Raw genomic sequence first — 11,826 nt, 5'->3', positions numbered from 1 at the left:
CCATGGCTCTTAGGTTCACGCGGGCGCCTGAGCCCATGACCGTCGATCCGTCGATGGTCAACTACATCGACCCAGAGAAGACCCGCCGCAGGTTCCGGCCGGACAATCCCGACTTCCTGCCGCAGCTCGGCGAACAGCCGGCCCAGGCGCCGGAGCCGTGGAAGCCCGGCCTGGCCCTGCGGGTCGGCAGCGCGCTGCAGGGGATCAGCAAGGCCGATCTCATCAAGGAGCACGAGGCCGAGGTGATCGCTGCCCAGAACCGCGCCATGCAGCAACAGCTCATGGCGAAGGTGCTGACCGATCCCCGCGAAAAGCTCGCCTTCCTGGCCGATCCGAAGAAGTGGGCCGAGAAGGTCGCGTCCAACTATGAGGCCGCCACCCTGGCCGAAGGCTCCACCCGCCGCCGGCCCGGCTACGAGGACTTCACCGCGCCGACCACGGAAATATCCGGCGACAGCGTGGTCAAGTACGATCCGAGCGGCATGGAGATCTTGGGCAAGCGCGACCCGTCCTTCACCGAGGAGAACCGGGCCGAGAACGCGGCGCTCAAGATGCTGCTCGACGAGCGCCGACTGAAGGGCCAACTCAACCGCTGGGGCGCCATGAACGAACAGGGTGAGGCCCGCGTCGGGCTTTCCCGGGCTGCAGGGGCGCGCGCCGCGGCGAAGGCTGGCGCCAGGCCTGCTGCCGGGGGCCGCGCCGCACCAGCCCGCCGTGTTCTCGGCTCCACCTTGCCCGAGGGGTACTAGACCATGCCGCAGATCGGTGAGACCCGCACCCGCAAGGATGGCTTGGCGAAGGCCACCTGGGACGGCTCCAATTGGGTCGAGATGGAGATTGGCGGCCTTCAGGGCGGGGCTGATCACTCCGTCGAGTCCGCAGCGCCTGGCGCGGCCTTCTTCGGTGCGGCGTCCTCACGGCCCAAGATGTTCGCCAAGACCGAACAGGAGCTGATGAGCCTCGACGGCGACGCCAAGACGGCGCAGAGCCTGCGCGCCGACGCCAATCGCTTCCGCGACCTCAACCGCCAAGTGCCCACGGGTGAGCTCGGCGGCCTGCCCGTCGTCCGCGACGTCCGGGCCATGTTCGACCCCAAGGTGGGGGAGATGAAGGCCATCGTCGAGAAGATGACGCCTTCGATGCGCGAGGCCGGCTCCGGCGCCATGTCCGACCGCGACGTCCAGATGTACCGCGCATCGGTTGTCGGCCTCGACAAGGTCGGCCCGACCAACTCGGCGCTCTCCGGCGTTATCGAGGCCGGAGCCCGGCGCACGTCCGACTATACCGCCTTCAAGAACGAGTGGGCGCGGCGCCACAACACCCTGGTCGGATCGCAAGAGGCCTGGGACGACTACGCCGAGGCCAACCCGCTGTTCGAGGCCGGAGAGACCGGGACCAAGGTCCGCAAGGCCACGCCCTGGCGTCAGTACTTCGGGCTGGAGACCCTGTCGACGCGCCCGACCGCGCCCGCCGGCCCGAGGAAGCCCGCCCTGCCGCCGGCGGTCCGCGCCGCCTACGCGATCCAGCAAGCCAAGGCTAAGGGCGCGTCCGGGCCGCTGGGGACGGAAGCCAACCCATTTGTTGCTCGCGACCAGGCGACTTTCGATCAGCTCGCCAACGATCCTAAGCATCGCGGCAAGTTTATCTACGCACCCAACGGCGATTTCGGGGTGATCGAGTAATGGCCTTCAAGGTGCTCAAGCCGGCCGGCGGTGAAGTCGCCGCTGCGCCCGCCTCGCCCAAGTTCCGCGTCATCAAGCCTGCGGCGAAGGATGAGGGCTCGGTATTGCAGCCCATCAGGGATTTCACCGACCCCATCAAGGCCTCGATCTCATCCATCGCCAGGGGCTATAAGACCGGCCAGGACCCGCTGCTCGGCGCGAAGCTTGTCGGCGCCCCGCTGTCCCTCCTCTCGGGCATCACGAACCAAGTCACGGGACCCGGTGGCCGCGCGCTCGCCAAGGCCGGCCTGCCGATCTATTCGAAGACCCCCGCGCCATGGGACGACAACTTCGGCGAGGCCCCGGAGCTTCTGCAAGGCGATGACGCGGCCCAGGCGTTCAAGGGCATCCTGGACACCGCCCTGTCGGCGGTCAGCTCCGGGCCCGCCAAGGCCGGTCCGCCTGCGCCGAAATATGCCCGCCCGCTGAAGCCGGAAGTCCGCGCCGCGCGCGCCATCGCCAAGATGAAGGAACTGGACGCCCAGGCCGGCCCGCTGCCGGTGTCAGCGCCCGGCGCCCTGCCGGTTCACCGCGGCGGCGAGAACCTGACCGCCATGGCCGAGGTGCTGGCGAAGTCGCCGGGACCTGGCCGCCGCATCATCCGTGAAGGCCTGCGCGACCACGCCGCCGGGGCCACTAAGCGCGTCAAGACCGACATCGCCACCGAACTCGGCGGCAAGGGCGACTATTTCGACACCCTCGACACCCTAATCACCACCCGCAAGGCCGAGGCCAACAGCGGGATCAAGGCCATCGAGACCACGCCCGTCAAGCTGGACGAGAACAGCATCACGGCGCTGCGTTCCGACCTTGCCAAGACTGCGATCAAGGAGCGAATCCAGAACGCACTTGCCAGTCCTGACGCCGAGGTCCGCGCGCAAGGCGAGCGGCTGGCGAGGATCAGCGACGACTTTCGACGCGGCAAGCTTGATATCTCCGAAGACGGCGTGGTCGGCAAGACGTCGTTCACCTATGGCTTGCCCGACGGCGGGCAGATCGTGGGCGCGGTGAACGGAAAGGACTTCCGGGTCTACAACTCGGCATCCGGCGCGCCGGGGCAGGGTGAGGGGACGCGGGCTTACGCAGACCTAGCGACCAGGGCTGTTCGTGGCGGCGGCGCGCTTCAGAGTGACGTTGAAGTGTCCGCGTCTGCGGCGCGCGTCTACGAGAAGTTGGCCGAGCAGGGTTTCAAGGTGGAGAAGAACCCTGCCGCGACGCCGCGCGACGGTGGCGGCTTCGAATCCAAGGGCTGGGTCTACCGCGTAACGGGCGCCCCAGCGGCTGCGCTACGAAGCGACCCGATGGCCATCACCCTTCGCGACGCCCAGGACATCAGCCGATCGCTGCAGCAGTCGGCCTCGGCGGCCTACAGGGCGGGCGACGGGGGCCGTGGGGAGGCCCTGAGCGGTCTCGGCAAGGCCATCCGCTCCAACGCCGCCGACCCGGCCCGTGGCGGCGTCCAGGGCTATGCGGAATGGCTGAAGAAGTTCGGCGACGACATGGACAGCGAGGCCGCGCTGGAATTGGGCAAGGGCATCTTCGGCAAGGGTGCGGATGCACCGGTCGTCGCCAAGCAAGTCGGCGACATGAACGACACCCAGCGCGCGCTCTTCCAGAAGGGCGTCGGCGAGGCGCTGCTGGACCGTGTCCGCGGTTCCCGTGGCGATGTCGGAGCCATGCGCGATCTCCTGAAGTCCGAGGAGTTCGGCGACCGGGTCGCGTTGGCCTTCCCCGACGACGCCTCGTTCTCGCGTTTCATGGACAGCGCCGCGCGCCGGGTCGCCGAGCAGGACGTCTCCAACCGGCTGATGGGCGGATCGCCGACCTATCCGCTACAGGCCGCCCGCGCCGAGTTGGAAGCCGACGCCGCTGGGGACGCCATTGGCGTTTTCGGTGACGTCGCCACGCTCAATCTCGGCGGGCTGACCCGCAAGGGGCTCCGCAAGCTGATCGAGTCGGCTCCGAAGAAGAGCCGCAGCGTTATCGGCGATCCCGAGGCGAACCTGGCGGCTTCAAAGGCGCTGATGTCGCCGGAGGAAGAAACCCGGCTGCTGAACCTGCTGCAGATCCAGCGGATCCGCCGCGCACAGCGGCTCGCATCCGCTGGGCGAGCGGCGCCACCTCTTCTGCAGACAGGCGCGGCGCTCCCAAAAGAGCAGTAAGCCGCCCGGCCGCGAGCCAGACCAGGCACCCGAGGACCACAGCCACTTCAACCAAGGGATCATCCGTCAGGGTGACGCCCCACGCCATCACGCCGGCCCAGAACAGCCAGTGGAAGATCGATCCCCAGCGGATCGGAACCCGCCGCTCGGCGACTTGGAACTCTGCGTCGATCTGATCGCGGTCGCTCATCGCCGCGAATATCCCACACCCCGCTGTTTCAGACCAGCCCCGCCACATCCGACCGACGGAGTGATCGCCAGATGAGCCCACGCGCCGTGCCCAACCGCCGCCAGCAGCCCGAACAGGACCGGGACTGCCTGACCAATGATCCCAGCATGGCCGCGGCGATCCTCGATCTCGCCTCGGCGATACGGGAGGGAACGGAACGCATCGGCCCGGCCGTCGACGCCGTGGCCCACCTCGGCGACGCCCAGAAACGGCTCTGCGACTTCCTGGTCCGACGCCGAATGATGATCATGGCGGCGGTTCTCAGCGCGGTCACAGCCGTCGGGGCCATCAGCCCCAACGCCGCGGCCTTGATCAGCGCCTTTCTCCAAAACCTCGGCGCGAGTTGACCCGATGCGCTGGCGCTTCCTGCTGCTGGCCTCGATCTTCTACTGGATCTCCCCACCCTGGACCCTATGGGCCGCGGTCCCGATCCCCCTCTATCCCTGGCAAGTGAATGTCGCGCTGATCTCGGAATCGGAGCTGCTGATCACCTCCTTCATCCCTCGATACCGCGACAAGCTGACCTGTGAAGCCGGGCGCTATGCCGAGGTCGAGCTGGTCAAGACGCTAGGCGGGCTCGTCGAGGCCAAGGGCGAGCTCTGGACGCTCTACGGGACGTGGTGTGGGCTTGACGGGGTGCAGACCTAATGCCCGCCCCGCCCATCAGGTTGGAGATCGCCCAGGAGGCCATCGCGAGGGTCGAGGCCCTGCTGCGCCAAGGCTACGTCCCGAAGGGCCACGGCGGCGGTAAGAGCGCGGTTGAAGCCGCCGCTCAGCAGGCCGCCGAAGACGGCTGGGTCCGGTCGCCCAACACCTTCACCGGGCGCTTGGACAGCGCCAAGAGGCTTTACGGCCTAGAGCCCGACGCCACCCTCTACCGGCCATCCCGCCCGCAACAGCCGACACCCCGGCTTCAGATATACGACGCTCCGCCACCGGAGCCGCAGCACTCCATGCCGCGCGGCGAGCCGGTCTCGGTGCTGGTCATCCCCGATAGGCACAACGACCCGCGTCACCCGCACCGCCTGGCGGTCTCGACCTGGCTGGCCCGACTGGGTTCCGAGCGCCGACCGAAGGTGGTCGTGGACCTCGGCGACAGTATCACCATGGATAGCTGCTCACGCCACGACAAGAACGACACCCTCAAGGGCCGCATGAAGCCCTCGATCAAGGCCGACCTCGACAACCATCTGGCCAGCCTGCAGGCCTTCGAGCGGGGTAGGGACGCCGATTGGAAGCCCCGCCGTATCAAGACGCGCGGCAACCACGAACAGCGCCTGTGGGCCTTCGAAAACGAGCATCCCGAGAACGACGGGAGCCACACCAACATCTATTCCGAACAGCTCCTGCAATTCGGCTGGCAGGAGCGGCCCTTCGGCGAGTTCGCATATGTCGAGGGCGTCGCCTTCACCCACACGCCGATCAACGGCATGGGGCGGCCGATGGGCGGCAAGACCTCGACACACCGGGCGGGCGCCATGCTGACGGCGCCGCTGGTCCATGGCCACACCCATCAGCTCCAGATCTTCAACGACGCCAAGATGGGGCCGCAGGAGCGCATCTCCGTCATCCAGGCCGGCTGCGCGCTTCCCTGGGGCGAATATGAGCACTACGCCGCCGTGGGCCCGGGCGGATGGTGGTGGGGCTGTCTGATGCTCACCTGCTGGGCCGGGCAGATCACCGACGTTGAGGCGATCTCGATGCTGACGCTCGAGCGCCGGTTCTCGGACGGCACGGGCGACCTCGCGGCCTAATCCGCCGCCTGCCCGCCGCGGCCACAATCTCACATCGAAGGAGCCCCACCATGGTCCCGCACCCCCATGCGTTCCTGATCGACCCGCTCGTGGGCCGGGAAGGCGCTTACGCCAACCACCCCTCGGATCGTGGCGGCGAGACCATGTGGGGCATGACGATCGCTCAGGCCCGCCGCTACGGCTACAAGGGCGCGATGCGCGACATGCCCCGCAAGGAGGCGTTTCGGATCTACGACGAGCGCTATCTGATCGAGCCCGGCTTCCATCACGTCCTCATCCTCTCCAAGGCGATCACCGAGGAGCTGTTCGACACCGGCGTGAACATGGGCGTCTCCTGGCCGGCGATCTTCCTGCAGACCGCGCTCAACAAGCTCAATCGCCGCGGCAAGGACTATCCGAACGTCAAGGTCGACGGCGACCTCGGTCCCGCCACCCTTCAGGCGCTGGCCCGGTATCTCCGCGCCCGCAAGGCGCAGGACGGCGAGGCGGTGATGCTCAAGGCCCTCGATATTCTCCAGGGCGGCCGCTACTTCGACATCACGCCTGAGGACGACCAGAACGAGGACTTCTTCTTCGGCTGGCTGCGCAATCGCATCGGCGTCCTCGCGTGATCCCCATCGCCATCGCGTTCGGCCAGGGCTTCGCCGAAGGCCTCGGCCTCTGCGCCGCGGTCGCGCTCGTGGCCTTCCTCTACCTCCAGATCGCCAAGACCATCACGAAAGGAACACGTCGATGACCTCTGAAATCCTGCGCCGGCTGCTTGTCGCCGGGGCCGCTATCTCCGCGCTCGCCGTCGGCGGCTGCGCCAGTCTGACCGGGGCGCAATCCCAGATCCCGTCCCAGATCCTCGACAATCTCGCCGGTTGCTCGCGGACCTACACCGCTGCGATAGGGGGTCTGCTGCCCCCGGCCGGGAGCCTGCATATCCAGTGCGAGCCGACCAAGCCGCCCGCACCGGAATGAGCCGCTTCACGGGCCACCTCGGGCTGGTCCTGCTGGAGTACTCCACGGGCCGGCCAGTCCTGCGGGATGACCGGTGTCTCTGGTATCTCCCCGAGCCCCTGCACTACGAGCGGGGCGCGGAGGGATCGGGCGACCTCGTGAGCGTGCCGGCCTTCGATCCGACCGGCTGGACCGACGCGCAGCTCAGCACGATCCGCACCCGTGGCGTAACCGACCTGGCGTCCATCCCCCGGATCGCCCGGCGGTTGCTTCCCCCGGACGGCCCCTATGTGAAGGCCGCTATCCCGCATGACGATCTCTACGTCACCAAGGGCCATGGTGGACGCTTCACCCGCAGGGAAGCTGACGACATACTGCTGGAGGCGATGGAGGTTCTGGGCGTGCCGGCGTGGAAGCGGACGATGGTCTATCGCGCAGTTCGTCTGGGCGGACAGGCGGGCTGGGGGACGTAGCCCTGGACCACTTCCTGTTCTGGATGGCCTGCTGCACCGGAGGGGCCTCGATCATGCTGTTGATCGGGCACTGGTTGAGCAAGGGGTAATGTAAAGCGAAAGCCGTTTTGCTTTACACGATTTGGCGATGCGTTAAGGCCCCGCTGGCTTCGGCTGGCGGGGCCTTTTTGCTGTTAGGAACGGACGATCACGTAGCCGCGCGTCTCCAGGCGCTCGATCATCGACGCCACATCTAGGATGTACCCGTCGCGGTAGCCTTGCTCTCGGCCGTCCTGGTTCGCCGCATGGAACTGGTCTAGCTTCCCGTCGATGGACGCCCACGCCTCGGCAAGCGCCTCAGTCGCGCTCAGGCCAGGATCGCCATACCACGCGCTCATCTTCCGGCCCTCCCGCGCGGACCGAAGGCAATCATCCACGCCACCACAGCAGCGGCAAGCAGAAGACCACCACCGATTGCGAAGCCCATCGTAAAGATAGCCGAGGCGCTCATCTTCCGGTCCTATTCAGCGGGAGAGAGGGCTTGGAAACCGTCTTCATGCTGCCCGCCAAGCCCCTCGCCGTCTTCAGGCTGCGGGTCTTGGACATGCCAGCTAGGCGCAAGGGCCTTATGGATGTGGACGAGGCGCGGCGGCGTTTCGCCGGGCTCGATCCCCGCCGGGATGTACCGCGTGCGCTCGCCCCACATGCTGCCGTAGCCAACCAAGTTCTCGGCGGCGATCAGCGCCAGGGCGTCAGCCTCGGAAATGTCGCGCCAGGCCAGGTCCGGCTCGAGGGTGCTGTGAAAGAATATCTGCACGTCTGCGTTTTCCATGCTGTCGGCGGTCCTATTCAGTAGGGGAGAGGATCAGGGCTCGCGTCTCGGCGTGGCGGGCGTCGATCTGCTCACGGGACCAGCCGCCCTCAAACCGGGGCTTGCCGTCGCTGGGCAGTGCGCCGCCAAAGTCATCGCCCGCATTGTAGGCGATCACGACATCCCACCAAGACGCGCCGTCGAGGCCGAAGTCCTGGCCTGGGATGTTGCCCTTGTCCAGCCACTCGAACCGGTGCTTGGCGAAGGCGATCTCGGTGTCAGTCCAGACCCGCTTTTCCATACCCACAGCATAGCACGAAAGCCTTGCGATTCCAGCGGTTTCGGGTATTGTTGAGGGGCTGCGGCGGCGTGGAAAGCAGACACGCAGGCTGGCCTTCGAGGGCGTTAGTAGGGTGGTGCCGAACGCGCGTGATGGGGCCGGCTGGCTGATTGGATCAGAAAACTAGATCAGCGCCGACCAAGCGCGGACGCGGGGCCGGAGTTCCGCATCAGACAGCCGGACTAGCGCCCGGCCCGCAGCATCTTCCCCGCCAAGCCCTACCCAAACACCACCACATATCCCAAGATAGCCAGCACCAGAAGAAAGCCGACAACGATCCGGTCAGGCATCGGCTTCGCTGGCGTACAGGTTTTCCGCGGTGTGGCCCGCGAGCATGTGGGTGCGAACCATCTCCTCGACGGCGCCGGCTTTCTCCGTCTCTTGATAGCATCGGCTCTGGCACGTCCCGCCGTCCTGCGGGTGTTTGTAGGAGCCCCATAGCCACTTGTGTTCGACTACTTGGCGCAGGCGGTTGATTTCGGTGACGGTGTATGCGCGTTTCATATCGAGGACCCTCCAAGGGCAAGTTAGCTCTGTAGATCGTGAGGGGCTAGGTCTATCCCAGACCAGCCGTGCGACGCGCTCCAAGTAGCGCGACCCGCTAGCTCTCAGCCTCTTTGACGGCGAGGTACATGGGCTTGTGCGGCGGCCGATCTTGAACCGGCGTCCGCTGTCGCCAGTGGTCAAGATCGCGGAGCCGACGCTTTCGCCCGCAATGACCGCTGATGTAGCCCCCAACGCCGAAGCCCCGGTAGCTCATCAGCTCCTCGCGGGGGCTCTCGCGATAGCCCTCATCGCGCCAGCGCACCTTCGGGTGCGGGAAGGTCAGCGGGCGCGGGAACTCGCGAGCCTGCTCCTCGGCGCGATCTCTGACGGTGTAGCGGTGACGCTGCCATGTGTGACCCATGAGCCGAACGACGGCAAGCGGGCGCTGGCGCAGACGGGGAACATAGAGCTTGTGGGCGATGAGGCTCATAGGTTTGACACTCACGGAAATATCCAAACGAATCCAGTGGGACGTTTTTGGCGGTTTGACAGTCCAAGGCATTGAAATTCCCTGTGACTGCTATTCTCACCCGGCCTACCATCTCGTTTTCCTGGCATTGATAGTGCTGGGCTTTTCGGGGTGATTGTCAAACCCGTTCAGAAGGTTTGACAGTGGACGTTCGCTTTTCGCTCTCCTCGACCGCCGCCATGGCCTGATCGGCGAGTCGTTCCTGATCGACCGACTCTGTGTAAAGCGCGACTTCGGCGAGCGTCTTGTGGCCGGTGATGGCCTTGATCTGGTGTTGGGTGCAGCCGGCCTCGGCCAAGCGCCGGGCGCCAGCCTTGCGCAGCCCGTGCGGTGAAGACCTCGGAGGCAATCCAGCTTCCAGCGCCGCCGCCGCGAACCAGTTGGTGAAGCTCTCCGGAGTGAAGGGTCCGCCCGTCCGGGTGATGAGGAAGGTCAGGTGATCGGCCGGGGTCAGCCGGATCGCCTCGGCGAGCTTCGGGTGCAGCGGTATCCAGAGCTTGGTTTGTCCACCGCCCTTCTGCTGGGCGACGTGGATCTTGCCGCCCCTGACGTGCTGGCGGCCCATCTTGACCACGTCGGAACGGCGCTGGGCGGTGTAGAGTAACAGGGCTAGGGCCAGCCGTTCGCGGCTCCCGGCGGGCCAGTAGGCCTCGAACGTGGCGATGTCGTCGTCAGTCCAGGCCCGGAACCCTTCGCTGCGGCGGCGGGACTTGCTCTTGCGGAGCCCCTTCATGGGGTTGTCGGGCCGGTAGTTACGCTCGACCGCGAAGCCCATGAGAATGTTGAGGACGCGGCGGATATTCGTCGTGACGCCCGGCTTGTCGGCAAACTCGTCCAGATATTCGCGGACGTGTTTCGACTGCATCCCCGCGATGCTCTTTTCCCCGAACTTCGATCTGAACCGCTCAATGGCGTGGCGGTAGACGTAGCGCGTGCTTTCCGCGTGCGTCTTGAACTCCGTCGAGTTGTAGTAGGCCACGATCAGGGCCGACATGGTTCCGGGCTGGGTCCGCTCGGTCGCGACCACGCGCGGGACCGCCTGGCCGCTCAACGCCGCCTGGTAGGCCTCCATGAACTCCACAGAGCCCGGCAGGCCCGGCAGAGCGACCCGCTTGGCTCCTGGCCTGCGGAAGTAGTGTCGCGCCCGCCCGTGGCGGTCTGTGAACGCCTGGACGTAGCGCAGGCGAAGGACGGTCACGTCAGTCCCAATCATTGGCCGGTGCCCCATCATCTGGCAGAGCGTCGAAGGCGCTGTCCAGAGCGTTCCTGTCCCAGACCTTGCGGCCGTCGATCCGCTTGGGCCTGGGCATCCGTCCATCAAGGACCAGCTCATCGAACTTGCTGGCGGACACGCCGACATAGCCGGCCGCCGCCTCGCGCTGCAAACCGCGCGGGGCCAAGGTGGGCGGCAATGCAAGCGCCGCCCGTCCCATCAGCTCTGTCCACCGGAGTGCTGAGGACCGTGCAGGATGGGCAGGGTCCTATCCTGCTTGCGGCTAGCTCGGTAGGCCATCTACCCCCCTCCTTCTACTAAGAGAGCTTGACGGGCGATGCAGCACGGCTCGTCAGGGTACATGTTGCCTGGGCAGGGCTGGCCCGTGCCGTTGTAATTGGTGATCCCAAGGCAGCAATCGGGGACGACCCGCCTCAACGCCCCCTCCAGCCTTCCAACGAGGGCTTGGAGACGTTCGAGTTCGCCCAGTACTGCGCACACGTCGTCGTGGCGCATGTGGCTCCAGCCGATCCCGTCGCGGTCGACGTGCTCTGCGAATGTGCAAGTCGCGCGGGTCAACCGCTCTACGGCTGTACGTTCTTGTAGAGGTTCATCCTTCATCAAGCGTCTCCCTGGTGGATTGGGTTGGGGTTTCCTTTTGGCCTCCCGTACCGAGAGCATGTGGCGCAAGCGCGCCATCATCGGCGCTGTTCTCCGGTGGAGGGGCGCAGCGGCCGGCCTTGCGGATCATGTCGTGCCAGCGGTCCAAGCGGCCCAGCTTTAGGGCGCGGCGGTCGGCGATATTCATCTCGGAAAGTCCGAAATGCTCGATGACCTTGTCGATGTTGGCGAGGGTGTCGGCGATCTCCTCGGTCAGCCAGACACGGTTGGGCTTTCCGGTGATAGGCTCGTGTTGCTCGAACCCCTGGATGATGCAGCGCGCCGCCGCCGACCCGAGTTCGCTCTGCTCCTCGATGAGCTTTCCGAGGATGGCCAGGTCGAGCGGATCGGTCGTCGGCTCCCACGGGTTCAGAGGCTTGTCGTCCACGAGAGCGCTCACGTGCCTTCTCCATCGGAATGTTGAGATTGGGGATCAGCGAGGTCCGAAGGACCCGCGCCGCACGGCTGGAACCTGGAGGAACCCCCTCCTTCCAATACGACGAGGGGATCTGGAAGGGCGGCGATAG

At 66.3% G+C, this 11,826-nt stretch carries 18 protein-coding genes; 10 read left to right on the top strand and 8 right to left on the bottom strand.

From position 1 onward, the window contains the following. The first annotated feature begins 2 nt into the window (after nucleotides 1-2). The 10 genes from V6M51_RS01175 to V6M51_RS01130 all read left to right on the top strand — a co-directional run bounded on the left by V6M51_RS01175 (nucleotide 3) and on the right by V6M51_RS01130 (nucleotide 7,281). Nucleotides 3-749 carry a hypothetical protein gene (locus V6M51_RS01175; RefSeq protein ID WP_332763908.1) on the top strand — a complete coding sequence of 249 codons (747 nt, stop codon included), beginning with the start codon at nucleotides 3-5 and terminating at the stop codon, nucleotides 747-749. Between the two features lie 3 nt (nucleotides 750-752). After that, entirely contained in the window at nucleotides 753-1,682 is a 930-nt protein-coding gene (locus V6M51_RS01170) for a hypothetical protein (RefSeq protein ID WP_332763906.1), read from the top strand. After that, on the top strand, nucleotides 1,682-3,883 hold the full coding sequence (locus V6M51_RS01165) for a hypothetical protein (protein ID WP_332763904.1): 2,202 nt from the start codon (nucleotides 1,682-1,684) through the stop codon (nucleotides 3,881-3,883). The genes V6M51_RS01170 and V6M51_RS01165 overlap by 1 nt, the downstream gene beginning before the upstream one ends. Before the next feature lie 261 nt (nucleotides 3,884-4,144). Next, the gene (locus V6M51_RS01160; RefSeq protein ID WP_332763902.1) at nucleotides 4,145-4,459 is read left to right on the top strand and encodes a hypothetical protein; all 315 of its coding nucleotides are present in this window, start codon (nucleotides 4,145-4,147) and stop codon (nucleotides 4,457-4,459) included. A gap of 4 nt (nucleotides 4,460-4,463) precedes the next feature. Further along, a complete protein-coding gene (locus V6M51_RS01155) occupies nucleotides 4,464-4,760 on the top strand; it encodes a hypothetical protein (RefSeq protein ID WP_332763900.1) in 297 nt (98 codons plus the stop codon). Then, nucleotides 4,760-5,866, top strand: coding sequence for a hypothetical protein (locus V6M51_RS01150; protein ID WP_332763898.1), 1,107 nt, complete (start codon nucleotides 4,760-4,762; stop codon nucleotides 5,864-5,866). Before V6M51_RS01155 ends, V6M51_RS01150 begins: the two co-directional genes overlap by 1 nt. A gap of 50 nt (nucleotides 5,867-5,916) precedes the next feature. Next, nucleotides 5,917-6,477: a glycoside hydrolase family 108 protein gene (locus V6M51_RS01145; protein WP_332763896.1), complete on the top strand. Its 561-nt coding sequence runs from the start codon at nucleotides 5,917-5,919 to the stop codon at nucleotides 6,475-6,477. After that, nucleotides 6,474-6,602 (top strand): hypothetical protein, encoded by a 129-nt coding sequence (locus tag V6M51_RS01140; protein WP_332763895.1) that lies wholly within the window; start codon nucleotides 6,474-6,476, stop codon nucleotides 6,600-6,602. Before V6M51_RS01145 ends, V6M51_RS01140 begins: the two co-directional genes overlap by 4 nt. Then, complete coding sequence (locus tag V6M51_RS01135) at nucleotides 6,599-6,829, top strand: hypothetical protein (protein ID WP_332763894.1); 231 nt, start codon at nucleotides 6,599-6,601, stop codon at nucleotides 6,827-6,829. Before V6M51_RS01140 ends, V6M51_RS01135 begins: the two co-directional genes overlap by 4 nt. Further along, nucleotides 6,796-7,281, top strand: coding sequence for a DUF1353 domain-containing protein (locus tag V6M51_RS01130; protein ID WP_332763893.1), 486 nt, complete (start codon nucleotides 6,796-6,798; stop codon nucleotides 7,279-7,281). Before V6M51_RS01135 ends, V6M51_RS01130 begins: the two co-directional genes overlap by 34 nt. A gap of 173 nt (nucleotides 7,282-7,454) precedes the next feature. Here the strand turns inward: V6M51_RS01130 and V6M51_RS01125 are convergent, their stop codons facing one another. The 8 genes from V6M51_RS01125 to V6M51_RS01090 form a co-directional block, all read right to left on the bottom strand. Beyond that, a complete protein-coding gene (locus V6M51_RS01125) occupies nucleotides 7,455-7,658 on the bottom strand; it encodes a hypothetical protein (RefSeq protein WP_332763892.1) in 204 nt (67 codons plus the stop codon). A 122-nt stretch (nucleotides 7,659-7,780) separates the two neighbouring features. Further along, a complete protein-coding gene (locus V6M51_RS01120) occupies nucleotides 7,781-8,092 on the bottom strand; it encodes a hypothetical protein (protein ID WP_332763891.1) in 312 nt (103 codons plus the stop codon). A gap of 13 nt (nucleotides 8,093-8,105) precedes the next feature. Beyond that, nucleotides 8,106-8,372, bottom strand: a complete 267-nt coding sequence (locus tag V6M51_RS01115; RefSeq protein ID WP_332763890.1) for a hypothetical protein — start codon at nucleotides 8,370-8,372, stop codon at nucleotides 8,106-8,108. 321 nt (nucleotides 8,373-8,693) lie between these two features. After that, nucleotides 8,694-8,915 (bottom strand): hypothetical protein, encoded by a 222-nt coding sequence (locus tag V6M51_RS01110; protein WP_332763889.1) that lies wholly within the window; start codon nucleotides 8,913-8,915, stop codon nucleotides 8,694-8,696. A 97-nt stretch (nucleotides 8,916-9,012) separates the two neighbouring features. Continuing rightward, the gene (locus V6M51_RS01105) at nucleotides 9,013-9,387 is read right to left on the bottom strand and encodes a hypothetical protein (RefSeq protein ID WP_332763888.1); all 375 of its coding nucleotides are present in this window, start codon (nucleotides 9,385-9,387) and stop codon (nucleotides 9,013-9,015) included. 157 nt (nucleotides 9,388-9,544) lie between these two features. Further along, nucleotides 9,545-10,498, bottom strand: a complete 954-nt coding sequence (locus V6M51_RS01100) for a tyrosine-type recombinase/integrase (protein WP_332763886.1) — start codon at nucleotides 10,496-10,498, stop codon at nucleotides 9,545-9,547. 127 nt (nucleotides 10,499-10,625) lie between these two features. Further along, complete coding sequence (locus V6M51_RS01095; protein WP_332763885.1) at nucleotides 10,626-10,859, bottom strand: XRE family transcriptional regulator; 234 nt, start codon at nucleotides 10,857-10,859, stop codon at nucleotides 10,626-10,628. Nucleotides 10,860-11,249: 390 nt separating this feature from the next. Next, entirely contained in the window at nucleotides 11,250-11,699 is a 450-nt protein-coding gene (locus V6M51_RS01090; RefSeq protein WP_332763883.1) for a hypothetical protein, read from the bottom strand. Between the last annotated feature and the right edge of the window lie 127 nt (nucleotides 11,700-11,826).

Source organism: Phenylobacterium sp., assembly GCF_036677185.1.
Classification (GTDB): Bacteria; Pseudomonadota; Alphaproteobacteria; order Caulobacterales; family Caulobacteraceae; genus Phenylobacterium.
This window is presented reverse-complemented; position numbering and strand designations above follow the sequence as displayed.

Bases quoted from the DNA above. Each gene is read 5' to 3' on its own strand.
- V6M51_RS01175 (WP_332763908.1), top strand. From the start codon at position 3: ATGGCTCTTAGGTTCACGCGGGCGCCTGAGCCCATGACCGTCGATCCG.
- V6M51_RS01170 (WP_332763906.1), top strand. From the start codon at position 753: ATGCCGCAGATCGGTGAGACCCGCACCCGCAAGGATGGCTTGGCGAAG.
- V6M51_RS01165 (WP_332763904.1), top strand. From the start codon at position 1,682: ATGGCCTTCAAGGTGCTCAAGCCGGCCGGCGGTGAAGTCGCCGCTGCG.
- V6M51_RS01160 (WP_332763902.1), top strand. From the start codon at position 4,145: ATGAGCCCACGCGCCGTGCCCAACCGCCGCCAGCAGCCCGAACAGGAC.
- V6M51_RS01155 (WP_332763900.1), top strand. From the start codon at position 4,464: ATGCGCTGGCGCTTCCTGCTGCTGGCCTCGATCTTCTACTGGATCTCC.
- V6M51_RS01150 (WP_332763898.1), top strand. From the start codon at position 4,760: ATGCCCGCCCCGCCCATCAGGTTGGAGATCGCCCAGGAGGCCATCGCG.
- V6M51_RS01145 (WP_332763896.1), top strand. From the start codon at position 5,917: ATGGTCCCGCACCCCCATGCGTTCCTGATCGACCCGCTCGTGGGCCGG.
- V6M51_RS01135 (WP_332763894.1), top strand. From the start codon at position 6,599: ATGACCTCTGAAATCCTGCGCCGGCTGCTTGTCGCCGGGGCCGCTATC.
- V6M51_RS01125 (WP_332763892.1), bottom strand. From the start codon at position 7,658: ATGAGCGCGTGGTATGGCGATCCTGGCCTGAGCGCGACTGAGGCGCTT.
- V6M51_RS01120 (WP_332763891.1), bottom strand. From the start codon at position 8,092: ATGGAAAACGCAGACGTGCAGATATTCTTTCACAGCACCCTCGAGCCG.
- V6M51_RS01115 (WP_332763890.1), bottom strand. From the start codon at position 8,372: ATGGAAAAGCGGGTCTGGACTGACACCGAGATCGCCTTCGCCAAGCAC.
- V6M51_RS01110 (WP_332763889.1), bottom strand. From the start codon at position 8,915: ATGAAACGCGCATACACCGTCACCGAAATCAACCGCCTGCGCCAAGTA.
- V6M51_RS01105 (WP_332763888.1), bottom strand. From the start codon at position 9,387: ATGAGCCTCATCGCCCACAAGCTCTATGTTCCCCGTCTGCGCCAGCGC.
- V6M51_RS01100 (WP_332763886.1), bottom strand. From the start codon at position 10,498: ATGGAGGCCTACCAGGCGGCGTTGAGCGGCCAGGCGGTCCCGCGCGTG.
- V6M51_RS01095 (WP_332763885.1), bottom strand. From the start codon at position 10,859: ATGGGACGGGCGGCGCTTGCATTGCCGCCCACCTTGGCCCCGCGCGGT.